22 protein-coding genes are annotated in these 25451 nt (G+C 70.8%); 15 read left to right on the top strand and 7 right to left on the bottom strand.

What is annotated here, in order from left to right:
- Positions 1 to 138 precede the first annotated feature (138 nt).
- The 10 genes from HND91_RS14890 to HND91_RS14845 all read left to right on the top strand — a co-directional run bounded on the left by HND91_RS14890 (position 139) and on the right by HND91_RS14845 (position 11750).
- The gene (locus HND91_RS14890) at positions 139 to 939 is read left to right on the top strand and encodes a response regulator (protein ID WP_181707378.1); all 801 of its coding nucleotides are present in this window, start codon (positions 139 to 141) and stop codon (positions 937 to 939) included.
- Between the two features lie 150 nt (positions 940 to 1089).
- Complete coding sequence (locus HND91_RS14885; RefSeq protein ID WP_181707377.1) at positions 1090 to 2091, top strand: diacylglycerol/lipid kinase family protein; 1002 nt, start codon at positions 1090 to 1092, stop codon at positions 2089 to 2091.
- A 192-nt stretch (positions 2092 to 2283) separates the two neighbouring features.
- Positions 2284 to 3180, top strand: a complete 897-nt coding sequence (locus HND91_RS14880; protein WP_181707376.1) for an ROK family protein — start codon at positions 2284 to 2286, stop codon at positions 3178 to 3180.
- Positions 3181 to 3552: 372 nt separating this feature from the next.
- Positions 3553 to 4743: an ROK family transcriptional regulator gene (locus HND91_RS14875; protein ID WP_343057347.1), complete on the top strand. Its 1191-nt coding sequence runs from the start codon at positions 3553 to 3555 to the stop codon at positions 4741 to 4743.
- Entirely contained in the window at positions 4730 to 6274 is a 1545-nt protein-coding gene (locus HND91_RS14870) for a sugar ABC transporter ATP-binding protein (RefSeq protein WP_181707375.1), read from the top strand. The genes HND91_RS14875 and HND91_RS14870 overlap by 14 nt, the downstream gene beginning before the upstream one ends.
- A gap of 73 nt (positions 6275 to 6347) precedes the next feature.
- Entirely contained in the window at positions 6348 to 7358 is a 1011-nt protein-coding gene (locus HND91_RS14865; protein WP_181707374.1) for an ABC transporter permease subunit, read from the top strand.
- 271 nt (positions 7359 to 7629) lie between these two features.
- Positions 7630 to 8571, top strand: a complete 942-nt coding sequence (locus HND91_RS14860) for an ABC transporter substrate-binding protein (protein WP_181707373.1) — start codon at positions 7630 to 7632, stop codon at positions 8569 to 8571.
- Positions 8572 to 8768: 197 nt separating this feature from the next.
- On the top strand, positions 8769 to 9785 hold the full coding sequence (locus HND91_RS14855) for a Gfo/Idh/MocA family protein (protein ID WP_181707372.1): 1017 nt from the start codon (positions 8769 to 8771) through the stop codon (positions 9783 to 9785).
- Between the two features lie 436 nt (positions 9786 to 10221).
- Positions 10222 to 10938 (top strand): FCD domain-containing protein, encoded by a 717-nt coding sequence (locus HND91_RS14850; protein ID WP_181707371.1) that lies wholly within the window; start codon positions 10222 to 10224, stop codon positions 10936 to 10938.
- A gap of 197 nt (positions 10939 to 11135) precedes the next feature.
- Positions 11136 to 11750: a hypothetical protein gene (locus HND91_RS14845; RefSeq protein ID WP_181707370.1), complete on the top strand. Its 615-nt coding sequence runs from the start codon at positions 11136 to 11138 to the stop codon at positions 11748 to 11750.
- Positions 11751 to 11778: 28 nt separating this feature from the next.
- On the opposite strand, the gene HND91_RS14840 is transcribed toward HND91_RS14845, so the two are convergent.
- Positions 11779 to 12678: a metallophosphoesterase family protein gene (locus tag HND91_RS14840; protein ID WP_181707369.1), complete on the bottom strand. Its 900-nt coding sequence runs from the start codon at positions 12676 to 12678 to the stop codon at positions 11779 to 11781.
- Between the two features lie 609 nt (positions 12679 to 13287).
- Here HND91_RS14840 and HND91_RS14835 point away from each other — a divergent pair.
- Both HND91_RS14835 and HND91_RS14830 read left to right on the top strand, forming a co-directional pair.
- The gene (locus HND91_RS14835; RefSeq protein WP_181707368.1) at positions 13288 to 13764 is read left to right on the top strand and encodes an NUDIX domain-containing protein; all 477 of its coding nucleotides are present in this window, start codon (positions 13288 to 13290) and stop codon (positions 13762 to 13764) included.
- Positions 13765 to 14046: 282 nt separating this feature from the next.
- Positions 14047 to 14586 carry a GNAT family N-acetyltransferase gene (locus HND91_RS14830; RefSeq protein ID WP_181707412.1) on the top strand — a complete coding sequence of 180 codons (540 nt, stop codon included), beginning with the start codon at positions 14047 to 14049 and terminating at the stop codon, positions 14584 to 14586.
- An 18-nt stretch (positions 14587 to 14604) separates the two neighbouring features.
- Here the strand turns inward: HND91_RS14830 and HND91_RS14825 are convergent, their stop codons facing one another.
- The 4 genes from HND91_RS14825 to HND91_RS14810 are packed head-to-tail and all read right to left on the bottom strand — an operon-like array spanning position 14605 to position 21472.
- Positions 14605 to 16680: a hypothetical protein gene (locus HND91_RS14825; protein ID WP_181707367.1), complete on the bottom strand. Its 2076-nt coding sequence runs from the start codon at positions 16678 to 16680 to the stop codon at positions 14605 to 14607.
- A 24-nt stretch (positions 16681 to 16704) separates the two neighbouring features.
- The gene (locus tag HND91_RS14820) at positions 16705 to 19530 is read right to left on the bottom strand and encodes a DUF4159 domain-containing protein (protein ID WP_181707366.1); all 2826 of its coding nucleotides are present in this window, start codon (positions 19528 to 19530) and stop codon (positions 16705 to 16707) included.
- On the bottom strand, positions 19527 to 20456 hold the full coding sequence (locus tag HND91_RS14815; RefSeq protein WP_181707365.1) for a DUF58 domain-containing protein: 930 nt from the start codon (positions 20454 to 20456) through the stop codon (positions 19527 to 19529). Before HND91_RS14815 ends, HND91_RS14820 begins: the two co-directional genes overlap by 4 nt.
- Before the next feature lie 5 nt (positions 20457 to 20461).
- Positions 20462 to 21472: an AAA family ATPase gene (locus HND91_RS14810; protein WP_181707364.1), complete on the bottom strand. Its 1011-nt coding sequence runs from the start codon at positions 21470 to 21472 to the stop codon at positions 20462 to 20464.
- A gap of 203 nt (positions 21473 to 21675) precedes the next feature.
- Here HND91_RS14810 and HND91_RS14805 point away from each other — a divergent pair, with 203 nt between their 5' ends.
- From HND91_RS14805 to HND91_RS14795, 3 genes are read left to right on the top strand one after another with little or no spacing between them, the layout of a single operon-like run.
- Positions 21676 to 22287: a DUF1285 domain-containing protein gene (locus HND91_RS14805; protein WP_181707363.1), complete on the top strand. Its 612-nt coding sequence runs from the start codon at positions 21676 to 21678 to the stop codon at positions 22285 to 22287.
- Positions 22284 to 22931, top strand: a complete 648-nt coding sequence (locus HND91_RS14800) for a CoA pyrophosphatase (protein ID WP_181707362.1) — start codon at positions 22284 to 22286, stop codon at positions 22929 to 22931. Before HND91_RS14805 ends, HND91_RS14800 begins: the two co-directional genes overlap by 4 nt.
- The gene (locus tag HND91_RS14795; protein ID WP_181707361.1) at positions 22928 to 24124 is read left to right on the top strand and encodes a CCA tRNA nucleotidyltransferase; all 1197 of its coding nucleotides are present in this window, start codon (positions 22928 to 22930) and stop codon (positions 24122 to 24124) included. Before HND91_RS14800 ends, HND91_RS14795 begins: the two co-directional genes overlap by 4 nt.
- A gap of 1 nt (position 24125) precedes the next feature.
- On the opposite strand, the gene HND91_RS14790 is transcribed toward HND91_RS14795, so the two are convergent.
- Positions 24126 to 24362, bottom strand: a complete 237-nt coding sequence (locus tag HND91_RS14790) for a hypothetical protein (protein ID WP_181707360.1) — start codon at positions 24360 to 24362, stop codon at positions 24126 to 24128.
- 97 nt (positions 24363 to 24459) lie between these two features.
- The gene (gene hemF / locus HND91_RS14785; RefSeq protein ID WP_181707359.1) at positions 24460 to 25374 is read right to left on the bottom strand and encodes an oxygen-dependent coproporphyrinogen oxidase; all 915 of its coding nucleotides are present in this window, start codon (positions 25372 to 25374) and stop codon (positions 24460 to 24462) included.
- Positions 25375 to 25451 lie beyond the last annotated feature (77 nt).

Below are 25451 nucleotides of genomic sequence, written 5' to 3'. Positions count from 1 at the left end.
GCGTTACGATGTTGGCCGAAATCGCCCGCGGGCGACGCTTCGGCCGGCCTCGGGGGGGATGGGCGGACAGGGTCCACGGATCCTCCTCGATCGCGCCGACAGATCATAACGTCGAAAAGACGAGGAGCCGCAGATAGCATGTCGCTGTCCGAGACCATCGCGCCGCACCTTCCCTATCTTCGCCGGTACGCCCGGGCCCTGAACGGAACCCAGACCAGCGGCGACGCCTATGTCGTCGCCGTCCTGGAGGCGCTCGTGGCCTCGCCGGACTCGTTCGACCGCTCGCTCCCGGCCCGCGTGGCGCTTTACCGCGTCTTCTCGCAGATCTGGAACTCCGTCGCGGTCAACGGCGAAGATCCCCATGAGCAACCCGGCACCGGCATGCGCGCCGTGGAAGCCCTGACGCCAAGGCCCCGGCAGGCGTTCCTGCTGACCACGGTGGAGGGATTCTCCTCCGCAGAAGCCGCTCTCGTGCTGGATGTCGAGGAAACCGAATTGACAAGCCTCATCGATGCCGCCGGGCGCGAGATCGCCGGCCAGGTCGCCACCGACGTCCTCATCATCGAGGACGAGCCGATCATCGCCATGGACCTGGAGATGCTGGTGGAAAGCCTCGGCCACACGGTCGTCGGCAACGCCCGCACCCACAAGGAGGCGGTGGAGATGGCCGAGAGCAAGCGCCCGGGCCTGATCCTCGCCGACATCCAGCTAGCGGACGGCTCCTCCGGGCTCGACGCGGTGAACGAGATCCTGCCCGGCCTGTCCGTGCCGGTGGTCTTCATCACCGCCTATCCGGAGCGTCTTCTGACCGGCGAGCGGCCGGAGCCCGCCTTCCTCATCACCAAGCCGTTCCGCCAGGACATGGTGAAGGCGGTGGTGAGCCAGGCGCTCTTCTTCCGCGACACCGCCGGCGACACGCGCCAGGCCACGTACGCCTGACGACAGCCGGGCGACGACGGGCGCCTGACGACGGACGCCCGGGGAAGACGTCTTGACCACGGGCGCCAATCTGCCGAGCCCGGATCCGATCGGGGCGCGTGTGTCCATCCAAGGGGCGCATCGCCCCGTTCTGACGAGGGCCGGTGGGTCATGAGCAGGCTGCAGGACGCTCCATCCCGCGACGCGACGCGGCCCGTGGGCCGGGTGGTCGTGGTGGTCAACGCCAAGGCGGGCGCGGCCCGCGCCTCGGACCGGACCGAGCTGATCCAGCGGATCCGCGAGGCCGTCACGCCGATCGGGTCGCTCGTCGACATCGAGTTCGTCGAGCCGAAGCTGTGGAGCCGCACCCTGAAGCGGCACGCGGAACGGCCGGACGTGGACACGGTGATCGTCGGCGGCGGCGACGGGTCCATCTCCAGCGCCGGCGAGATCTTCGTCGGCACCGGCAAGGCCATGGGGGTGATCCCGCTCGGAACGTTCAACCTGTTCGCCCGCTCCATCCAGATCCCGATCGGATTCGACGACGCCCTGGCGACGCTCGCCGAATGCGAGGTGCTGCCGGTGGACGTGGGCGTCCTGACCGACGAGAGCGGGCGGCGCTCCATCTTCCTCCACCATGTCAGCCTGGGCTTCCACCCGCAGTTCATCGAGGTGCGGGAGGCGATGCCCTACGGGTCGCGCATCGGCAAGATGATGGCGTCCCTGAGGGTCTGGCTGCGGACCGTGCGTTCGCTGAAGCAGATGTCGCTCGCCTTCAGCGGCGACTTCACCCGGCCGCGCTCGCGCTACTACCAGGTGGCCGTGACGGTTGGGTCGTTCCGGGAAGGGTTCGGCGACTTCCCGCACGCGGAGGACCTCACCCAGGGCGATCTCGACCTGGTGCTCCTGCCGGCGCGCGGGCGGCTCGACTTCCTGCTCGCCGCGCTCCAGGCGGCGCTCGGACGCTGGCGGTCGAACTCGCGGCTGGAGGTGAACGCGGTGCGGCGCGTCTCCATCGCCAGCCGGCGTCCGAACCTTCGTGTCTCCGTGGACGGCGAGCTCAACCGGCTGCCGCCGCCCTTCCACCTTCAGGTGGATCCGAAGGCGCTCCTTGTGCTGATGCCGCCTCGGCCCCCGCGCGGCGAGAGCGAGCCGCCGATCACCTACGTCTGACGCCTTCCGCCGGCCGCCATGACAGGGCGGGACCGGTCTGCTAGAGCAATCTCCGTTCAAGTTGCACGACCTGTTCGCCGAGAGAATGCTCCAGCTTATTGAATCTGGGCCGATTTCTTGTCGACCTGACGATTCCGCCAGGTCGGAAGGCGCTCTCGGTCAGGGGCGAACGACAGGGCAGGGCAGGGCTTCATGCTGATCGGCATCGACTGGGGCGGCACCAAGATCGAGATCATCGGGCTCGACGCGGACGGAACGGAGCGGGTGCGCCGGCGCATCGCCACGCCGCGCGAGGACTACGAGGGGTCGATCCTGGCCGTGCGCGACCTGGTCGCCTTCGCCGAGGCGCAGACCGGGCTCAGCGGCTCGGTCGGCATCGGCATCCCGGGCAGCCCGAACCCGAAGACCGGCCTCGTGCGCAACGCCAACTCCTGGTGGCTGAACGGCCGGCCCCTCGGCCGCGACCTGGAGGCCGCCCTGGGGCGGCCGGTGCGCCTGTCCAACGACGCCAACTGCTTCGCCATCTCGGAGGCTGTGGACGGCGCAGGCGCGGGGGCGCGGGTGGTGCACGGCATCATCATCGGCACCGGCCACGGCTCGGGCATCGCCATCGACGGCCGGCCGCATGACGGCTTCCAGGGCCTCGGCGGCGAGATCGGACACTACACGCTGCCCTGGCCGAAGCCCGACGAGATACCCGGCTCGACATGCTGGTGCGGGCGGCGCGGGTGCCTGGACATGTACTGCTCCGGCACGGGCTTCCAGGACGAGTACGAGCGCCGCGCGGGCACGCGCCCGTCCGGGGCGGAGATCGTCGCCATGATGCGCGCGGGCGATCCGGTCGCGCGCGCCACATACGAAATCTACGCGGACCGGCTGGCGCGTTCGCTGGCGCTCCTGATCGACATCCTCGATCCGGACGTGTTCGTGCTCGGCGGCGGCATGTCGAACGTGGACGAACTCTATTCCGACCTGCCGGGTCTGATCGCCCCCTACGTGTTCTCCGACCAGGTGGAGACCCCGATCCGCAAGGCGCGGCACGGGGACAGTTCCGGCGTTCGCGGCGCCGCCTGGCTCTGGAAGACCTGACCGGCGCAACCTCCCGCCTGCCTTCGGTTTAGGCAGACGTGCGGGAATTTCTGCGCTCCGCACGCATCGGCTGTTGCGCCCAGGCCGGAAGAGCGTATGGTCAGGACTCGACCGGGGCCGCGACGGTAAGTCGCGACGAGGCTCCCAGACAGGCGGTTTTCCGCTGCACTGCAAAAGATGCCGGAACCCGCACGAGTGCCCTTGACGGCCCGTCCATCCGACGCTTTAATAACTCACAATGAATTAATAAAGGTGGGTGCCTGAGCTTCAGGCTGCGGGTGGCTCTGGGAGGAGCGCGTGGTACCGGTTCGCATGTCGCGGACGGGGCAGGGGTCGAACTCGGCCCAGCTTCGCCATTTCAACGAGCGTATCGTGCTGCAGGCCCTTCGCCGCCTCGGCGAGGCGTCGAAGGCGGATCTCGCCCGGGCGGCCGGCCTCACGAACAATTCCGTCGGCGGCATCATCCGCGATCTGGAGGCGCTCGGCCTCGTCCGGGACATCGGCAAGAAGCGGGAAGGGCAGCGGGGCCAGCCGGCCACCATGCTGACGCTGGATCCGGCCGGCGCGTTCGCGATCGGCGTGCGCCTGGACCGGGTGGGCATCGAGGTGGTGCGGGTGGACTTCGGCGGACGGATCCTGGCCCGACGCGGCCACGACATGGTGCTGCCGGCGCCGGACGTGGCGGTCGACCTGGTGACGCGGGACGTGGAAAGCCTGCTCGCCGAAGTGCCGCCCGCCGAGCGCGTTCGGCTCGCCGGGATCGGCGTCGCCCAGCCGTTCAACCTCGGCAGCTGGCTGCGGGAGCTGGAACTGCCGTCGTCCTCGTTCAAGCTCTGGGACGACTTCGACTTCGCGGAGGCGCTCGGCCGGGCGACCGGCCTCACGGTGTTCGCCGAGAACGACGGCAATGCCGCCGCCATCGCGGAGCTCTTCTACGGCAAGGGCCGGCAGATCGACGACTTTCTCTACGTGTTCATGGGCGGCGCCATCGGCGGCGGTCTGGTGATGGCCGGCGACTGCGTCCACGGGGTGACGGGCAACGCCGGCGACATCGCCATGATGCCGGTGCCGGGCTCCAGGCTTCCGTCGGCGCCGGCGCCGACGCGGCCCTTCGACGTGCTTCTCACCCGGGCGTCGCTGACGGCCCTGAAGCGCCATCTCACCTGGCACGGCATCGAGGCGGAAAGCCTCGCCGAGGTGTCCGAGGTGCTGGCGCGCCGGCCGCGCCCGAAGGCGGTGAGCGAGTGGATCGACGACTGCGTGGCGGCCCTGGTGCCGGCCTTCCTGTCGGTCGTCTCGCTGATCGACATGCCGCACATCGTCATCGATGCGGACGTGGACGGCGGGCTCCTGAACGAACTGATCGACGACCTCGACCGGGCGCTCGAGGCAGCGAGCCCGGAGAGCGTGCGCCGCCCGCTCTTCTTCCGCGGCTCGTTCGGGCCGGAGGCCGGCGCGCTCGGCGCGGCGACGCTGCCGCTCTTCTTCAACTTCTCCCCGCGGTCCTCGATTCTGACGGGCGCCGCCGGGTCCATCCGGGAGACCCACCATGCAGCCGAATAAGGCTCCCATCCTGGAGATGCGCGGCATCTCCAAGACGTTTCCGGGCGTTCGGGCCCTCGCGGGCGTCGACCTCACGGTCTATCCGGGCGAGGTGCACGCGCTGATGGGGGAGAACGGGGCCGGCAAGTCCACCCTGATGAAGATCCTCTCCGGCGCCTACACGGCCGACCCTGGCGGCGAGATCCGCGTCGAAGGCCGCCCGGTGACCATCGACGGGCCGCTTTCGGCCAAGCAGCTGGGCGTGGCGGTGATCTACCAGGAGCTGGCGCTCGCCCCGAACCTCAGCGTGGCGGAGAACATCTATCTCGGCCGCGAGGCCAAATCCGGCGCCCAGGTGGATCGCCGGGCCATGCGCGAGGGCTGCCGCGGCGTGCTGCAGCGGCTCGGCGCCACCTTCGGCCCCTCGACCCTGGTGCAGGACCTCTCCATCGCCGAGCGCCAACTGGTGGAGATCGCCCGCGCCATCCACGCGGACGCCCGCATCCTGGTGATGGACGAGCCGACTACCGCGCTCTCCAGCCGCGAGACGGACAAGCTGTTCGACCTGATCCGCCAGCTGCGCCAGGAAGGCCTCGCCATCATCTACATCTCCCACCGGATGGCGGAGGTGTACGAGCTGTCGGACCGCTGCTCGGTGCTGCGCGACGGGTCCTACGTGGGCACCCTGACGCGGGAGCAGCTGAACGCGGACGCCCTCGTCAAGATGATGGTCGGGCGCGACCTCTCCAAGTTCTACAAGAAGGACCACGACGCCCACGGCAGCCGCGGGCCGGTGATCCTGAAGGTGGAAGGCGTCGGCGACGGCGGGCGGGTGAAGCCCTGCTCGTTCGAACTGCACCAGGGCGAGGTGCTGGGCATCGCCGGCCTGGTCGGCTCCGGCCGGACCGAGCTCGCCCGGCTGATCTATGGCGCGGAGCAGCGCACCAGCGGCACCATCACGCTGCTCGGCAATCCGATCTCGCCGAAGAAGCCCCAGGACGCCATCGACGCGGGCCTCGTCTACCTGACCGAGGACCGGAAGGGTCAGGGCCTCTTCCTCGACATGTCGGTCGCCGACAACATCAACCTCGGCGTGATCGGCCGGGACGCCAAGCTGTTCGGCATCCTGGACCGGGGCATGGCGCGCCGTCGCGCGGCGGAGGGCATCAGGTCGCTGTCGATCCGGGTGGCCGGGCCGCAGGTGGAGGTGGGGTCGCTCTCGGGCGGCAACCAGCAGAAAGTGCTGCTCTCCCGCCTCCTGGAAACGAGGCCCAAGGTCCTGATCCTCGACGAGCCGACCCGCGGCGTCGACATCGGCGCCAAGTCGGAAATCTACCGGATCATCGACGACCTCGCGAAATCGGGCGTCGGCGTGATCGTGATCTCGTCGGAACTCCCCGAGGTGGTCGGGATCGCGGACCGCGTCCTTGTCATGCGCGAGGGACACATCGCCGGCGAGGTCGGCGGCGCCACCGGGGTGCCGGTGACCCAGGAAACCATCATCGCCTACGCGACCGGCGCCTCCACGGCGCCGGGCGCGACCGTCCACTGACCGTTCCCGTTCCCGCCGCCCGCGCAGCCCGGCAGGGATGCGGGCGCCCCGGGGAGCCCATGGAGTTCGCCTGATGGCCGACCAGACCACCACCGCTTCCGGCACCGCCGCGGCCGACCGCGCCGCCGCCGCCCGGAAGATGAGAATCCAGACCATCATCCGCACCGTCGGCATGCTGCCGGTGCTGATCATCCTGGCGATCGCGTTCGAGAGCATGACCGGACGGTTCATGTCGGGCCAGAACCTCTCGATCGTGGCCCAGCAGGCCGCCATCAACATCGTGCTCGCGGCCGGCATGACCATGGTGATCCTGACCGGCGGCATCGACCTGTCGGTCGGCTCCATCCTGGCGGCGGCGGCCATGGGGGCGGTGATCGGCTCGCTCATCCCGGAAGCCGGCATGTTGGGCATTCCGATCGCGCTCGGCATCGGCCTCGTGTTCGGCCTCGTGAACGGCGCGCTGATCGCCTTCGTGAAGCTACCACCCTTCATCGTGACGCTGGGCGCACTGACGGCGGTGCGCGGCGTCGCCCGCCTCCTCGGAGACGACACCACGGTGTTCAACTCCAACCTGCCGTTCGCCTTCATCGGCAACGGCACCCTGTTCGGCGTGCCGTGGCTCGTGGTGATCGCCTTCGCGACCATCCTCGTGTCGTGGTTCATCCTGCGGCGGACGGTGCTCGGCGTGCACATCTACGCGGTCGGCGGCAACCCGGACGCGGCGCGCCTGTCGGGCATCAAGGTCTGGGCGGTGCTGCTGTTCGTCTACGGCTTCTCCGGCCTGATGGCCGGCCTCGGCGGCGTGATGAGCGCGGCGCGCCTCTACGCGGCCAACGGCCTGCAGCTCGGCCAGTCCTACGAGCTCGACGCCATCGCGGCGGTGATCCTCGGCGGCACGTCCTTCGTGGGCGGCATCGGGTCGATCTGGGGCACGCTCGTCGGCGCCCTCATCATCGCGGTGCTGACCAACGGCCTGATCCTGACCGGCGTCAGCGACATCTGGCAGTACATCATCAAGGGCCTGGTGATCATCGGCGCCGTGGCGCTCGACCGCTACAGGACCAAGGGGTCGGCCCGCACCTGACGGGCCGGCGGAGGAACACGGGCGACGGGCCGCAGGAGCCCTCGCCCGCGGGACGGAACCGGGCCGTCGGGGCCCGGCATCCGGACCGAACCACTCGGGTGGCCGCCCGGGAAGGCGTCGGCAAACGCCTCCCCGGTGGCCTGCCCCGGGAGAAACCGGCGGCCGCGACCCTCGCGATGCGAGGAGCGGACGCCGGCATGCAAGGAACCGCCGGTCAGGGAGTGACATCAAGGAACCGGCGGAAACCAACCCCAGGAGGAGTCACACAATCATGAAGTCCAAGACCATTCTTCTCGCCGCCGTCGCCGCCCTGGCGATGACCGGCGCCGCCGCCGCCAAGGACCTGAACAAGATCGGCATCTCGCTCGGCTCCATGGGCAACCCGTTCTTCGTGGCCCTCGCCGACGGCGCGACCGCCAAGGCCAAGGAGATCAACCCGAACGTGGAAGTGCTGACGGTCGGCTACGACTACGATCTCAACAAGCAGTTCACCCAGATCGACAACTTCATCGCCGCGGGCGTCGATCTCATCCTCCTCAACCCGGGTGACCCGAACGCCATCGAGCCCGCGATCAAGCGCGCCCAGGCCGCCGGCATCGTCGTCGTGGCCGTGGATACCGCCGCCAAGGGCGCCGACGCCACCGTGACCACGAACAACGTCCAGGCGGGCGAGATCGCCTGCCAGTACATCGTGGACAAGCTGGGCGGCAAGGGCAAGGTGATCATCCAGAACGGCCCGCAGGTGTCGGCCGTGATCGACCGGGTGACCGGCTGCAAGAGCGTGTTCGAGAAGGCCGAGGGCATCGAGATCCTGTCCGACGACCAGGACGGCAAGGGCTCGCGCGACGGCGGCCTCGCGGTGGCGCAGGGCCACCTGACCCGCTTCCCGGAAGTGGACGCGATCTTCGCCATCAACGACCCGCAGGCGATCGGCACCGACCTCGCCGCCAAGCAGCTCGGCCGCAACAACATCATCATCACCGCGGTGGACGGCGCGCCGGACATCGAGGCGTCGCTGAAGGACCCGAACTCGCCGATGATCCACGCCTCGGCGAGCCAGGATCCCTACGCCATGGCGCAGCTCGCGACCGAGATCGGCGCCAAGCTGCTGAACGGCGAGAAGCCCGCCGAGACCGTCACCCTGCTGCCGTCCACGCTCGTGACCCGCGACAACGTGAACGAGTACAAGGGCTGGACCGCTCCGCGCAGCTGACCGCCGCACGCGCCCCATCGAAGAGGGCGCGACGTCAACGGGCCGCAGTAACCGACGTGCCGCCGCCCGGGAGCGATCCCGGGCGGCTTTTCTCGAGCCGTCCGCGCCCGAGACCCGCCGGTTCCGACAGGATGGCGGCAGCCTGGGCCGGGCGATAGAACTGCAAACCTCCACCTCGAAAACCTGAGAGGCGCCCCATGGCCCCCGTCCGCCCCGTTCGCATCGGCATCCTGTCCACCGCCAAGATCGCGCGCGACAAGGTGATCCCCGGCTTCCGGACGACGCCGTGGCTGGAGGTTGCGGCGATCGCCTCCCGCGACGAGACGAAGGCGCGCGAGGCCGCGGACGCGCTCGGCATCCCGACCGCCTACGGCTCCTATGAGGCGCTGATCGACGATCCGAGCATCGAGGCCGTCTACATCCCGACGCCGAACGACAGCCACGTGGACCTGTCGCTGAAAGCGGCCGCCGCCGGCAAGCACGTGCTTTCGGAAAAGCCGGGCGGCATGAACACGGCCGACGCGGAGCGCCTGCTCGCCTTGCCGGAGGGCATCGTCTACCTGGAGGCCTTCATGGTCCGCTTCCACCCGCAGTGGATCGCGGTGCGGGATCTCGTCCGCACCGGCCGGATCGGCGCGCCGGTGGGCGTCCAGGCCTGGTTCAGCTATGCGAACGCCGATCCGGGCAACATCCGCAACAAGCCGGAGACCGGCGGGGGCGCGGCCCTCGACATCGGTTGCTACCCGATCGTGGTGTCCCGCTTCGTCCTCGACGCGGAGCCGACCCGGCTGGTGTCGCTGGTCGACCGGGACCCGACCTTCGGGACGGACCGGCTGACGAGCGCGCTGGTCGATTTCGGCGACGGGCGGCACCTCACCTTCACGGTCGGCACCCAGTGCGTGCCGTACCAGCGGGTGACGGTGGTCGGCACCGCCGGCCGGGTGGAGGTGATCATCCCGTTCAATGCGCCGCAGGGCGAGGAGACCGAGATCCGCGTCCATGACGGCAAGGTGCTCGGTGACGAGGGCGCCGAGCGGATCGTGCTGCCTCCCTCGGACCAGTACGGGCTGCAGGGCGAAGCCTTCGCCAAGGCGATCCGGCAGGAGGCCGTCCTGCCCTACGGTCCGGCCGACACGGTCCGGATGATGCGGATCCTCGACGCGGTCTTCGCCTCGGAGGCCACCAACGGTTGGGTGATTCTCGACGAAAAGTAAGTGCCGGAAGAGGCCGTCGGCGGCGATTCGGGCGGCGGATCCCCGCATCGGACTGCGTCAAAACCGCTGATCGTAGAAAACCGGGGGAGAAAGATCGACTTTTGCAAATCTTGATCAGGATCGCCCCGCCGGCCCTGGACGCTCTACCGGCTCAGGAAAAAAGCAGCGGCCTCAACGCTTTATCGCAGGGTTGCCTCGACCGACTCTCAACACAAATGACATAATCTGCGAAGATGTGCGCGGTTCGACGGTATTTCCTTCGCGCAGATGCCGATTGCATTTTAGTGACCGCAGCCTATTTTCCAGTGGCAAACATGCCGGTGTACAACGCCGCAAAGGGCTTCCCGCCGTACTCGCATTCCCAGCGGCCGGACCCGAGTTGCCAAGGGGGCGAGCGGGCGCGATGTACTTTTCAGACAGCCTGCCGAAAGGCCGGGTGAGACGCAATCTACACGAGCAGATCGCTCACGCCATCGGCCTTCAGATTGTGCGTGGCGATTACAAGGAAGGCGACCTGCTGCCGACCGAGGTGGCGTTGGCGGACCGCTATCGCGTGTCGCGCACCGCGGTTCGCGAGGCGTTCCGGATCCTCGCCGCCAAGGGGCTGACCAACTCGCGCCCGAAGATCGGCACCCGCGTCCGTCTCCGGGGCCAGTGGAACATTCTCGACCAGGACGTGCTGTCCTGGCACCTAGAGGAGCCGGTCAACGAGACCTTTCTGAAATCCCTGTTCGAGCTGCGTCTCCTGGTGGAGCCCGAGGCCGCCGCGATGGCGGCGGACCGGCGGACGGAGCGGCATCTGCGCAGCCTCGCCCAGGCACTCGCCCTCATGCAACGCTCGGCGACCCAGGACGGCATGGTCGAGGGCATCCTGTCGTTCCACCAGGCGGTGCTGGACGCCAGCGACAACCCGCTGGTGCGATCCCTCGGCACGCTGATCGAATCGGTGCTGCGCCTTTCGCTCTCGTGGGAGAGCCGACTGGAAAAGTTCGGCGTGGACGGCGTGTTCGACGAGATCGTGATGTCGCACGCCGGCGTCCTCGACGCGATCCACGACAGGAACGGCCCGATGGCGCGGGAGCTGATCACTACAATCATCCGGATGAGCTATTCGGACATCCAGGCGTCCGTCGACCGCAACCGCGCGGTCTGACCGGCCGACCTGCGCGCCCGTGGCGGGCCCCCTCGTTCGGCGACTTAAAAAAGCCGAAGCGATCCGTTAAGCTTTGGTTTACTGCTGGCGGACGATGGCCGCGCGCCTTCCTGTCCCGGCGCGGCTCGCCGCCGCCGGACCACGGGGGAACGACGGCCGACAGGCCAGAACCAGGTGGCCAGATCGGGAGACGGGCCATGAGCGACCAGCTCGGCAATAGCACCTCGGCGCCGAACGTGCGCAAGCTGACCGATGCGATCCGCCGCGTCCGCATCGCCGACACGGAGCGCCTCGACGCGGTGGCGGACCTTCACGATGCGGAGAAGGCCCGGCTCGGCATGCTGGCCGAGGAGTTGGCCGGCGTGTTCGCCGACATTCCGGCGGACGACGGCTATTTCATCTGCCGCCTGGACGCCGGGCAACCGCCCCGCTTCTGGATCGACCCGACCACCCACGTGGTGATCGGCCGCGACCGCCGGACCTATCGCCTCCTGAAGGACACCCGTCTCGGGCGGGTGGTGCTGGTCGAGACGGGCGACCCGCAGGCGATGGCGGACAGCGTGACCGACTATATCGCCGAGCGCGTGGTGGAGCGCGAGCGGGCGCTGGAGAGCGACTTCCTGCTGCGCAAGATGGGCGCGGCCGCCATGGCGTCGGCGACCCGTCCCGACCTGACGGTCCGGCCGCGGGAGCAGGCGCCGGACGGCGCCCGATCCGGCGGGTCGACGCTGATCTGGGCGCTGATCGCGTTCCTGTTCGGCCTTGCGGCCGGCGTGGCGGCGCTGTTCGCCTACGCGTGGTTCCTCACCTGACGAGAGGTCCGGCCGGGCAAGGAGGCGGTCAGGCGGCGATGTCCCACCGGCCGCCGCCGATCTCCACGAAGTCGCCGCCGGGCCTCAGCACCCGATGCTCGCGAAGGCCGATGCGCCAGCCGGCGTTCCGCCGCTCGATCTCGAACAGGTTGTAGCCCGACCCGGGCTTCGGGCCGCCCGGCTCCTGGCTGGCGGACGGCACGCCGATGACCGGCACCGGGCCGCGCGGCCCCTCGATCTCCATGCGCGTGGCGAGATGGGTGTGGCCGTGCAGGACGAGTTCGGCCCCGCTCTGACGGACGGCCGCGCGCACGCGGCTGCCGCCGATGAGGCGTTTGTGCCAGTCCGTGGAGCCACGGATCGGCGGATGGTGGATGAGAACCACCCGGCAGAAGCCTTCCCGGCCGAGCGCCTCCAGCCGCTCGGCGAGCAGCGTCGCCTGGGGGACGGACACGTGGCCGGTCGCCATGAAGGGGCCGGACGCCCGGGCTGTGGAGACGCCGACGAGCGCCACCTCGCCGCGCTTGCGCACGAAGGGCCAGTTGGGCGCACCCGGGTCGCCGTCGCCCTGCATGTAGGCCCGCCAGGCTTCGGTCGCCTTCATCAGCGCGCCGGGAACATAGGCGTCGTGGTTGCCCGGCACGACCGAGACGTCGCTGCCGTGCCCGATGGACTGGAGAAAGCGGGTGGCGGGTTCCAGCTCGGCCGGCAGCGCGATGTTCACCAGGTCGCCGGTCACGGCCACATGGTCCGGCGCTTCCGCCTTCACGGCGTCCACGAGGCGGCTGAGGAGGTCGCCCCGCATGGCGACAGCGCGGTTGCGATGCCAGTTGATGTAGCCGAGGAGCCGCTTCGACGCGAGGTCGGCGACCGAGGCGGCGGGAAGCGGCCCGATGTGCGGGTCGGACAGGTGGGCGAGACGGAACATGCCCCGAGCCCTACAAAACCACGCCCGGTGCGGCAAGCCCGACATGGGTGCCGTCGCGGACGTGAGGTCGATCCGGACCCGGCCGACCGAGTGTCCGCGGTCGGATCCGTCCCGCGGTTCGGATCGGTGCTCGGGCCCGGGTGGACCCGAACGGCGGAGCCTACGGGGAGGCGGTGGCTCCCGCCGACCTGCCTGGTCCGGCGGCCACCGCCCGCGTCTTGGACGCCGCATCGTGGAAGGAGAGGGGCCCGGCCCCGCGAGCATGCGCCGGAGCATGCCCGTCAGCGGGCGGGATTCGCGTCAGCGAGCGGACAGGGCGAGGAGCGTTGCGACGATGCGGGGGTTGGTCACGTCCACGGCGGGCGCCCACTGGAAACGCGGGGACCGGTTGCCGCGACGGCTGAACAGGCTAAACATGATGACCTTGCGTGTGGTGTTGATGCTTGTGTGGATGAACGGACGCGCCACAAAACAGTCGTCCGCGCTCCGTAGAAATAGCATCCTGAGCCGTCAGTCGCCACGTGCCCGCGAGCGGGGCTGATCTGCGCCTACCGCATGATCATTCTGACCGGTTTTTAATCAGAACCTACTGAAAGCCTTGAGGTGCCCATGTCTCCAGTCCCCGCCAGCCTCGAACCCAGCCTAAGACGTGTGCAGTCGCTGGTGCTTCGGGTCACCAAGGGGGTGACGTTCGGGATCCGCGGTTTCGTGACGGACGCGAACGGAGGCGTGCTCCTGGTCCGCCATTCCTACGTGCCGGGCTGGCACCTGCCGGGCGGGGCGGTGGACCCGGGCGAGACGGCGGCCGAAGCGGTGGCGCGCGAACTCGCTGAGGAGGCCGGTATCGAAGCGCTCGGGCCGTTCCGCCTGATGGGCGTCTACTTCAACAAGGCCATGGCGGGCCGCGACCACGTGGCCGTCTACCACGTGGCGGAGTGGCGCCAGCCGTCCGCCTTCGTGCCGAACCGCGAGATCCTGGAGGCGCGCTTCTTCCCGCTGGCCGACCTGCCGGCGGAGACGTCCACCGGATCGCGGCGGCGGGTCGAAGAATATCTCGGCCTGGCGGAGCCGTCCCACCTGTGGTGAGCCGGCGGCGCCTCCGGCCGCCTTGCCGCGACCTTTGCCGCGTGCTAAACGCGAGCCTCTTTCCGGGCGGCCCCCATGGGCCGCTTCGGCTTTCAGAGCGACACGCCATGGCTCTTCGCGCGGACCTGCGACGACGACGGACGGAAGCGGCCTTCAGCCGCCGTGCCGCCGCGCGCACTGTCCGCTTCGCCTGACCGCCGGTCCGCGGCGGCGACGGGCGGGTGGCGCGGGGGATTGCCCGTTCGCCACAGACCACCGTCGAGCCGCCTCATGACCGCGACCATGCCTGCCGATCTGCCCGCCCAGCCGCTGCCCGTCAACGCCTTCCTGAATTCCCTCGTGATCCGCCCGGAACGCTCGGCGGACGCGGACGCCGTGGAGGGTCTCCATGCGGCCGTGTTCGGTCCGGGGCGCTTCGCCCGCACGGCTTTCCGGCTGCGCGAAGGCGTGCCGCACGACCCGGACTTCAGCCTGGTGGCCTTCAAGGGCGAGGATCTGGTCGGGGCGGTGCGCCTGACGCCGATCCGGATCGGCGAGACGCCGGCGCTTCTGCTCGGACCGCTCTGCGTGCGGCCGGAGTTGAAGAACCTCGGCGTCGGCAAGACGCTGATGCGCCGCTCCATGGAGGCGGCGCGGGTCGCCGGGCACCGGCTGGTGCTTCTGGTCGGCGACCTGTCCTACTATTGGCCGTTCGGCTTCCGGGTCGTTCCGCCCGGCGCGGTGGAGATGCCGGGGCCGGTGGACCCCGCCCGGCTGCTCATCGCCGAACTGGTTGCAGGCGCCAGCGAGGGCCTTCACGGGAAGGCCCGAGGCGGCGCCTGACGACCGGTCCCGATCCGGTCAGCGGCCTTCGCGCCACCAGGTGGTGCCGAGGGCGGCCAGGAAGAGGGCGAGCCCGATGAAGCCGGCGAACAGCCGGGTGCGCTCGATGCCGGTGACCTCGTAGGCGTCGGTCATGTCGAGGCCGAGCCAGCCGGCGCCGCCGAACGTGCTGCCGCCGCGCTGGGGCACCACGCGCGGGATGGCGGGGTCGTCGCCGGCGCCCTCCTTCAGCCGCTGCACCGTGCCGCCGGTCGCCTCGGCGATCGGCTCCAGGAGGGCGGTGGTGGAGAGGAGCGAGCGGTATTCCTTAGGATCCGTCGGCCCGACGTGGGCGAGGGCGGTGCGCTCGCCGTCGGTCGCCTGATAGAGGCCGAACGGCGCCTCGTCGATGGCGGCGCGGAAGAGGCCGGGCTCGGCCTCGGTCAGCGGCGTTTCGCGGACCTCGCCGTTGGGCATGGTCACCCGGACCGGCGCGACGGCGTCCTCCAGGGTTTGGCGCTCCACGATCAGGTCGCCGGCCTCCGCGCGCAGGCGCAGCGTCTCCTCCTCCAGGTCCGGTTCCTTCATAAGCCAATGGGCGAGCCGGCGCAGGAGCGGCACGTGGGGGCCGCCGCCTTCGAAGTTGCGCGCCCAGAGCCAGACCTGATCCGACAGGAGCATGGCGACGCGGCCCTCGCCCTCGCGGGAGAGGACGAGCAGCGGCTTGTCGTCCGGCCCGTTCATGATGGTCTCGCCGCGCTCGGCGACCGCGTCGATCAGCCGGAACCAGCGCGACCAGGCGGGGGGAGAGGCCTCCGACCCGGGCAGGTCGCGGGTGACCGGATGGCGCTCGCCGATGTCGGTGACGTCGGCCTTGAAGGGCAGTTCCACCGTGGTGCCGGTGGGGCGAGCCGGCAGGGTGGGGGCGAGCGGCGTGTCGTAGACGCTGTCGTTGCTTTCGCCGTCCGGACCGGCGGCGATCAGCACCGCGCCGCCCTCCGACACGTAGCGGGCGATGTTGTCGAAATAGATGAGCGGCAGCACGCCGCGCCGCTGGTAGCGGTCGAAGATGATGAGGTCGAACTCGTCGATCTTGGTGGCGAACAGCTCTCGGGTCGGGAAGGCGATCAGCGAGAGTTCGTTGATGGGCGTGCCGTCCTGCTTCTCCGGCGGGCGCAGGATGGTGAAGTGGACGAGGTCCACCGAGGCGTCCGACTTCAGGAGGTTGCGCCAGGTGCGCTCGCCGGCATGCGGCTCGCCGGACACGAGGAGCACCCGGAGGTTCTCCCGGATGCCTTCCACCACGGCGACGGCCTTGTTGTTGATCGGTGAGAGCTCGCTCTCGATGACCGGCGTCTCGATCTCGAAGATGTTCGGGCCGCCATGGGCGATCTCCACGTCCACCGAGAATTCCGCGCCGGGCGCCACCTGCTGGCGGGCGAGTTCCTCGCCGTCGCGCTTGATCACGACGGTGGCGGGCGGGCGGGTGCCGGCGCCGGCGCCCTGGTCGTCGATGCGGACGCGGAGGGTCTGGGTGCTGTCCACGAGGCCGAACTTCGGGGCGGAGACGAGCGCCATGCGCCGGTCGATCTCGTCCGTGTGGCCGGTGATCAACGCGTGGACCGGGGCGTCGAACCCGAGCTTCGCCCGGTCCTCCGGCACGTCGTGCACCTCGCCGTCCGTGACCGCGATGATGCCGGCCACCCGGTCTGGCGGAACGTCGGCGAGGGCGCGGGAGACGTCGGTGAACAGCGTGGTGCCGTCGCCGGAGGTCGGCTGGGTCTCGACCACGCGCACGTCGAGGCCCGGCAGGCGGCGGAGCCGGTCGGTGACGGCCGCCACCGCGGCGTCCGTGTCCTCCCGACGCGTCTCCACGTCCTGGGACGCGGACCGGTCCGCCACCACGGCGACCACGCTTTCGAGCGGCGCCCGTTCCTCGCGCACCAGGGACGGATCGGCGAGAGCGGCGAGGAGAGCGAGGAAGACGAGGCCGCGCAGCAGCGCGCCGCGGATCCGCCGGACCGCGCCGAAGGCGACGAGCCCGAGGGCGATCAGGCCGAGCACGGCCAGCGCCCACCAGGGCAGGAAGGGATCGAAGGCGAGGGACCAGGCCAAGGGCGCGTGTTCCTATGTGTCCGACTACTGGCCGAGCCGCTCGAGGAGGGCCGGGACGTGGACCTGATCGGCCTTGTAGTTGCCCGTCAGGCTGTACATGACGATGTTGACCCCGGCCCGCAGCGCGAACTCGCGCTGGCGGGGTTCGCCCGGCACCACCGGGTAGAGGAACTGGCCGGCATCGTCGGCCGCCCAGGCGCCGGCGAAGTCGTTGCCGGTGATCAGGATGGGCGACACGCCGTCGCCGGTCCGCACCGGCCGGATGTCGCCGCCCTCGGCCGCGGCTTCCGCCTCGGCCGACGCGGACGCCTCCACCCACAGGGGACTGCCCACGTAGCGGCCCGGGAAATCGGTCATCAGGTAGAAGGCCTTGGTCAGCACGTGGTCGGGCGGCACGGGTTCGAGCGCCGGCACGTCGAGCGTGGAGAGCATGTCCCGCAGGCGTTCGGAGGAGGGGGTCGACCCGCCCTGGAGATTGGAGAACTGGTCGCGCGTGTCGAAGAGCACGGTGCCGCCGGTCTTCATGAAGGCGTCGATCCGCGCCATGGCGGCGGGCGTCGGCGGCAGGGTGGACGTGTCGATCGGCCAGTAGATCAGCGGGAAGAAGCTGAGCTCGTCCTTCTCCGGGTCGAGACCCACCGGCTCGCCGCCCTCGAGGGCCGTGCGGGCGGCGAGGAAGCGGGTGAGGGCCCAGAGGCCGAGCCTGCTCGTCTCGTCCACCTCGCTGTCGCCGGTGCGGATGTAGGCGAGGCGGGTGACCGACACCGCGTCCACGATCGCTTGGTCCTCCGGGGCGAGCCCCTGGGCGCGGGCATCCTGGGGCGCGACCGCCGACAGGCCCACCGCGAGAGCGAAGGCGGCCGCGGCGGCCGGCCTGCGCCGGAGCAGCGCCCCGATGCCGCCGACGAGGACCAGCACCGCGATGGCGTCCACCACGAGGAGCAGGAAGGCCAGCGAGAAGAGCCAGGGCTCCAGCGGCACGCCGGTGTCGGTGGAGAGCGGCGCCCGGGTGGCGCCGGTCAGTCCGGACAGGTCGAGACGAGCAAAGGGCGTATCGGGGCGCATCAGGTTCACCGCTCGGAAGGCGTCGTCGGTGCCGTAGAGGCCGGGCGGCGTCTCGCGGCTCGCCGTCACCGACCCGAAGGCGGTGGACGGGATGCCGCGCACGTCGGACGGCGGCGAGGTGAGGCGGCCGCGGCCGTCGAGCACCGACAGAGGCGCGAGGAGCGCCTCGGTGGTGACGGTGCGCTCGCCCGTCACCACGCCGCCCGCCTGCCCGAGGGCGACGGTGCGGCGAAGCATCTCGACGAATGCGCCGGAGATCGGAAGGTTCGACCAGGTGGTGTCGGCCGTCACGTGGAAGAGCACGAGCCAGCCGGCGCCGACCGCCCGGGCGGTGACCAGCGGCGTGCCGTCGGCGAGCGTCGCCCAGGTGCTGGCGTCGAGGTCGGGCGAGGGCTCGGCGAGCACCTGACGCTCCACCGACACGTCGCCCGGCACCGCCACGTCGGAGAACGGGCCCGTCTCGGAGAAGGCCGCCAGGGCCTGCGGCTCCTCCCAGGAGAGGGAGCCGCCGAGGGTGCGGCCGCCGCGCCGGAGCGGAACGGGCACCAGCTCGTCCTCGCCGGCGGCGAGGCGCGGGCCGGCGAAGCGGATGAGGACGCCGCCGTTCTCCACGAAGGTCTCCACCGCCGTGGCGGTCTCGCCGGTGAGCGTGCCCACGTCGGCCATCACGATGGCGGCGATGCCTTCCTCGACGTAGGCCTTCACGGCCGCGTCCACCGCCGGCGAGCGCGGCTCCCGGATGTCCGCGAAGGGAGAGAGGGCGCGGGTCAGGTAGTAGGTCGGCGACAGGAGCGGCTGGGCGCGGTCGGCGGTGGCGCCGGAGATGAGGCCCACGGTGCGCCGCCGCCAGCGGTCGTCGAGCAGCTGGACGCCGGCGGCGCTGTCGCCACCGACCACCTCGATGCGGGCGATCTCGTTGCGCAGTTCGAGCGGCAGGCGGAAGCCGACGGTCGCCTCCAGGGCGTCGCCCTCGAAGGCGAACGGCTGTTCGTCGAGCAGGGTGCCGCGACGATCCACCGCCCGGACGGAGCCGCCGGCGGTCGCCGCCGCATCGATGCGCTTGACCGTGGCGGCGATGCCCTCGGCGTCGTGGGCGACCGTCACGGTGGCGACGGGCGGCGGGGAGTCGGCGCCGGCGACCGTGAGCGCCGCGCCGGGGGCGAGGTCGCGGAGCGTGGCCGCGAAGGCGGCGCCGGAGCCGTCGTCCACCGGCTCGGCGATCCAGACCACGTCGCCGGGCGCCGCTACTTCGGCGGCCCGGGTGAGCGCCGGCGTGAGAGCGCCGTGGTCCGGCGACCAGCCGCGCGGCGACAGGGCCGCGAGCCTCGAGCGGGCGTCGCCGGGGTTGGCGGCGCCGATCTCGCGGGAAAGGCCGTCCGCCGTGCCGACCACGAGCACCGGGCGGTCCGCGTCGGCGGCATTGGTGATCACGCTCTCGGCGGTGGCGCGGCGCGCCTCCCAGTCGGGGCCGGCGGAATAGCCGTTGTCGACCAGGAGCCAGACCGGGCCGGTGCCGGTCAGCCGGTCGGCGGCCGGTCGGAAGGTCGGCCCGGCGAGGGCGAAGATCACCAGGGCGGCGAGAAGGAGGCGGAGAAGCGTGAGCCACCAGGGCGTGCGCGCGGGCGTCTCCTCTTCCACGCGCACGTCGCGCAGGAGCCGGAGAGGCGGGAAGGTGACGAGGCTCGGGCGCGGCGGGGTCACGCGCAGGAGCCACCAGAGCACCGGAAGAGCCAGGAGGCCGGCGAGCACCCAGGGCGCCGCGAAGCTGAGCGGAAGGCCCATCATGAGGCGCCTCCCGCGACGCCCGCGTGCGCCATGCCGGCGGCGAGCCGGCCGTGGAGGGTGAGCAGCACCTCCGCGGGCGGCTTGTCCGTGTGGTGGATGAGGAAGCTCCAGCCGGGCCGGCGCGTGGCCGCCGTCAGGGCGTCGCGCTGGCGGGCGAGCGCCTCCAGGTAGCCCCGGCGCCAGGCCTCGGCGCGGCCGGCGGTGAGTCGTCCGCCGGTCTCCGGGTCCAGGAACTCGGTGCGGCCGGTGAACGGGAACGTCTCCTCGATCGGGTCCATCACCTGGATGAGGTGCACCCGGGCGCCGGCGCCGGAGAGGCGCGCCAGCTCGGCGGAGATCTCGTCGGGGGAGTCGAGCAGGTCGCCGAACAGCACGACCTCGTGGAAGCGGCGGACCGCGCCGGTTCCCGGCCGCGCCGCGTCGTCGTCCAGGTGGCTCAGCGTCATGGCGAGCCGTTCGGCGGCGGAGCGGCTGGCGATCGGCCGGCCGTGACCGAGGAGGCCGATGCGCTCGCCGGAGCGGGCGAGCAGTTCGGCGAGGGCGATCATCAGCACCACCGCGCGGTCGCGCTTGGTGCCGGCCGCCAGCTGCGAGCGGTAGCGCATGGAGGCGGACAGGTCGGCCCAGAGCCAGACCGTGTGGGCGTTCTCCAGCTCCTGCTCGCGGACGTAGAGGTGGCCCTCGTCCCGGGCGGAGCGGCGCCAGTCGATCCGGCGGGCCGGTTCGCCGAACTGGAAGGGCCTGAACTGCCAGAAGTCCTCGCCGAAGCCGGCGCGCCGCCGGCCGTGCCAGCCGGACGCCACCGTGTTGGCGACCTGCTGGGCCTCCACCAGGAGCTCGGGCAGGGAGGCGGCGAGCGAACGGGCGCTCGCCGTCATGGACGGCGTGAGGAGCGGGGCGTCGGCGGTCTGGGACGAGGCCGCCATGCGGGTCACCCGATCCGGCCGGTGAGATCGGCGATCACGTCGCGGATGGTGACGCCGTCGGCGCGGGCCGCGAAGGTGAGCGCCATGCGGTGCTGGAGCACAGGCTCGGCAAGGGCACGCACGTCGTCGAGCGACGGGGCGAGCCGCCCCTGGGCGAGCGCGCGGGCGCGGACGGTGAGCATCAGCGCTTGGCTGGCGCGCGGCCCCGGGCCCCAGGCGATCGCCTTGCCGTGGCGGCCGACGCCGCTGTCCGGGCGGGCGGAGCGGACGAGGTCGAGGATGGATTCCACCACGCTCTCGCCCACGGGCACGCGGCGGACGAGGCGCTGCAGGGCGATGATCTCGGCCGGGTCGAGCACCGGCTCGGCGCGCGCCTCCTCGGCCCCGGTGGTCTCCAGGAGGATGCGGCGCTCCGACTCCCGGTCCGGGTAGTGGACGTCGATCTGCAGGAGGAAGCGGTCGAGCTGGGCTTCGGGCAGCGGATAGGTGCCCTCCTGCTCCAGCGGGTTCTGGGTGGCGAGCACGTGGAAGGGCTCGGGCAAATCGTGCCGCTGGCCGGCAACGGTGACGTGGCGCTCCTGCATGGCCTGGAGGAGGGCCGACTGGGTGCGGGGGCTGGCGCGGTTGATCTCGTCGGCCATGAGGAGCTGGGCGAAGACGGGGCCGCGCACGAAGCGGAAGGCGCGGGTGCCGTCGGTCGCCTGCTCCAGGACTTCCGAGCCGAGGATGTCGGAGGGCATCAGGTCGGGCGTGAACTGGATGCGACGTTCCGAGAGGCCGAGGACGGTGCCCATGGTCTCCACAAGCTTGGTCTTGGCAAGGCCCGGCACGCCGACCAGGAGGCCATGGCCGCCGGCGAGCACCGTGATGAGCGCCCGCTCCACCACGCTCTCCTGGCCGAAGATGACCCGGGCGATCGCGGTGCGCGCGGCGACGATCCGCTCGACCGCGGCCTCCGCGTCCGCGACGATCCTGTCGGTGTCGGTGGCCGTCGAAGCGATGAAGGGTGCGCTCATGGAAACTCCCGACTCCTCAGGTCTTGTCGCCGCGTCATCCGAGTTTGACATCTCTTTGCGGAGGACGCATCCCATCCCACACGGAGTTACATGGATGCCGATGCGGCTTCGTCCACGGGACCGATGCGAAACGGCGAAAAGGTGGCGGCGTGGTGAACGCCCGGTCACGACAGCGTGATGGCCAGAAACGGAGCGGAATGCCCATGTCCGACCCTCGCGACCTTCCCAAGGAGCGCGGCGCCGACGGCCTGGCGGCCCTGATCGCCCGGGCTGCGCCGGATGGTCGCAAACCCCCGGTGGAGCGCTGGAACCCGCCGTTCTGCGGCGATCTCGACATGGAGATCGACCGGGACGGGCGCTGGCACTACATGGGCTCGCCGATCGGCCGCGAGGCGCTGGTGCGCCTGTTCGCGAGCGTGCTGAAACGGGAGGACGACCGGTATGTGCTGGTCACGCCGGTCGAGAAGGTGGGCATCCGCGTGCTGGACGCGCCCTTCATGGCGGTGGAGATGCATGTGGACGGAGCCGGCGAGGAGCGGCGGCTGACCGTGCGGACCAACGTGGGCGACCTGGTGGAGGTGGGGCCGGACAACCGGATCCGCTTCGTTGTGGACCCGGCGACGGACGGCCTGAAGCCCTACCTCCATGTCCGCGCGGGCCTGGAGGCCCGCTTCACCCGGGCGCTGACCCACGATCTCGCGGCGCTTCTGGACACGGGTTCCGAAGGCGGCCCGGGCGTCTGGGCGGGCGGGCTGTTCCACCCGCTGCCGCCCGACGCTGGGATCGACGGGGCCGACGCGGGGCCGGCCGCATGACGGCGACGACGACGGAGCCCTTCACGGTGGCGGATCTTCTGGCCCGGCGCGACAGGCTGCACGGCTTGGACGCCGGGCGGCTGGTGCCGCGGCTCCACGCGGGCGATCACGTGACCGACCCGTCCCTCGCCGAATTCATGGAGGGGCTCACGCTCCGCGACGCGGCCGTGCTGATCGGGATCGTCGAACGGGACGGGGCCGCGACCCTGCTGCTGACCCGGCGGACTGACCACCTGAAGGCGCACGCCGGCCAGATCGCGCTGCCCGGCGGCAAGATCGACCCCACGGACGCCGGCCCGGTGGCGGCGGCGCTCCGCGAGGCGGAGGAGGAGGTAGGGCTCGACCGGCGGATGGTCCGGCCGCTCGGCCTGATCGACCCCTATGTGTCGAACACCGGGTACCGCATCTTTCCGGTGGTGGGACTGGTGGATCCGGAGGCGCCGCTGACGCCCAATCCGGACGAGGTGGCGGACGTGTTCGAGGTGCCGCTGGAGTTCCTGATGACGCCCGGCAACCACCTGATCGAACAGCGCCCGTTCCGCGGGCGCGAGCGACGCTACTACGCCATGCCCTGGCAGGAGCGGCGGATCTGGGGCGTGACCGCCGGCATTCTCCGAGTGCTCTACGAGCAGGTGTACGCATGACAGCGGCGGAGGTGCCGACCAGCATCGCGGGCGCGCCTTTCCTGCAGGAAAGCGGCTTCCGCGCCGTCGTCCGCGCCCTCGCGGTGGACGGGACGCGGGTGCGGGCGGTGGGCGGGGCGGTGCGCAACACCCTCCTCGGCGAGCCGGTGGCGGACGTGGACCTCGCCACCGACGCTCGGCCGCAGACCGTGATGGAGCGCGCCTCGCGGGCGGGGCTGAAGGCCGTCCCGACCGGGATCGAGCACGGGACCGTGACGGTGGTCGCCAAGGGCCGCGCCTACGAGGTGACCACCCTGCGGGCGGACGTGGAGACGGACGGGCGGCGGGCCGTGGTGGCCTTCACGGACGACTTCGCCGAGGACGCGGCGCGGCGCGACTTCACCATGAACGCCATCTATGCGGATGCGGACGGCACCCTCCACGATCCGGTGGGCGGAGTGCCGGACGCGCTCGCCCGGCGGGTGCGGTTCATCGGCGATCCGGAGGCGAGGATCCGGGAGGATTATCTCAGGATCCTGCGGTTCTTCCGGTTCCACGCGGTCTATGGCGAGGGGGAGCCGGACCCGGCTGGTCTTGCGGCTTGCAGAGCCCTGAAGGAGGGACTCGACCGGCTGTCCCGGGAGCGGGTGGGCCAGGAGACGCGCAAGCTGGCGGTCGCGGAGCGGGCGGCGGAAACCCTTGATCTGATGAAGGAAATCGGGATCCTGGAGCGCGTTCTCGGGCGGCCCGGCGAGCCGGCGGTGCTCGGCCGGCTGGCGGCGCTGGCGTCGGAAGCCGGGGTCAGGATCGACGCGGCGCTGGCGATCGCGGCCGTTTCGTCGGCCGAGGAGGCGGATGCGGCGGAGCTGGCGGAGCGGTTGCGGCTTTCGAACGCGGACCGGGACCGGATCGCGGCGGTGGCGGCACTGGCCGGGCGCATCGGACCGGAAACGGCGGAAAACGCCGTCCGGGAGGCCGTCTACCGGGAAGGAAACGCCACCACACTCGGGGCGCTGCTGCTCTCGGCCGCCCGGCAAGGTTCGGGATTGCCCGCGACAGTATTCGTCGCGCGCGACTGGACCGCTCCGGCGTTTCCGCTGACGGGCGCGGACCTGATCCGGGAGGGACTGAAGCCGGGGCCGGAGCTCGGCCGGGTGCTGAAGGAGCGCGAGGCGGCCTGGATCGCGTCGGGATTCGGCGAGCGGAAGCAGTAGGTTAGCTATCCGCCTCGGGGCGGCCGGCTAGGCCGCAGTAGCCGTGGTGCTCGAAATCGGCGCCCTTCACGTGGCTGTAGCCGAACGCGCGCCAGCCCATGCAGGCCGACCCGATGCAGTGCTGGACGGCGTGCTCCGTATCGAAACCGCCGGTCAACATGTTGTTAAGCCGGTTCGGTCCGTCCAACCGCACGAACGGACACCACTTCTTCTTGGCTTCGGCTTCGGTGACACGCATGGCCTGATCTCCTGGACAGAAGGAGACTAGGCGCAACTGCGTTTCTATATGGTATATGCTACAGGTTTTCTGTCGCGACGAATGCTCTGGCGCGCTCTCAGGGCCACTTCGCCACCGGCGGCATGGAGGACAAGATGCTGGCGATGTTGCCGCCGGTCTTCAGGCCGAAGATCGTGCCTCGGTCGTAGAGGAGATTGAACTCCACGTAGCGGCCGCGGCGCACCAGCTGCTCCTCCCGGTCGGCCTCGGTCCAGGGCGTTTCCATGTTGGCCCGCACAAGCCTCGGATAGACATCGAGAAACGCGAGGCCCACGTCGCGCGTGAAGGCGAAATCGGCGTCCCAGTCGCCGGTGTTCCGGTAGTCGTAGAAGATGCCGCCGATCCCGCGCATCTCGTTCCGGTGCTTCAGGAAGAAGTAGTCGTCGCACCAGGCCTTGTAGGCGGTGTAGTCAACGCCCGGATGAGCGTCGCAGGCGGCCTTCATGGCGGCGTGGAAGGCGACCGTGTCCGGATCCTCCTGGGTGCGGCGGCGGTCGAGCACAGGGGTGAGGTCGGCGCCGCCGCCGAACCACTGCCGGGTGGTGACGACCATGCGGGTGTTCATGTGGACCGCCGGCACGTGCGGGTTCTGCATGTGGGCGATGAGCGAGATGCCCGAAGCCCAGAACCGCGGATCCTCGGCCGCCCCCGGGATCTGGCCGCGGAATTCCGGCGCGAACTCGCCATGGACGGCGGACACGTGGACGCCGACCTTCTCGAACACCCGGCCGTTCATCATGGCCATTTCGCCGCCACCGCCGGGCGCGCCCGTGTGGTCGGTGCGGGTCCAGGGCGTCTTGACGAAGCGGCCGGCCGGGCGGTCGGCGAAGGGGCCGCGGACGTCGTCCTCGATGGCCTCGAACGCGGCGACGATCCGGTCGCGCAGCTCCGTGAACCAGGCCGTGGCCGCCGCTTTCTTGTCGTCGATGTTGTCGGGGATTGTGGCGTCGGCGAGAGCGGCGGCGGGATTCATGGTCGGCATGTCCGGTTGGCGGGCGTCGGCTGGGGATGTAGGCCGGAACGGCCCGGCTGTCACCCGGTGCCGTCGTC

Origin of the sequence: Chthonobacter rhizosphaerae, from assembly GCF_013839525.1 — a bacterium.
Taxonomy (GTDB): Bacteria; Pseudomonadota; Alphaproteobacteria; order Rhizobiales; family Pleomorphomonadaceae; genus Chthonobacter; species Chthonobacter rhizosphaerae.
This window is presented reverse-complemented; position numbering and strand designations above follow the sequence as displayed.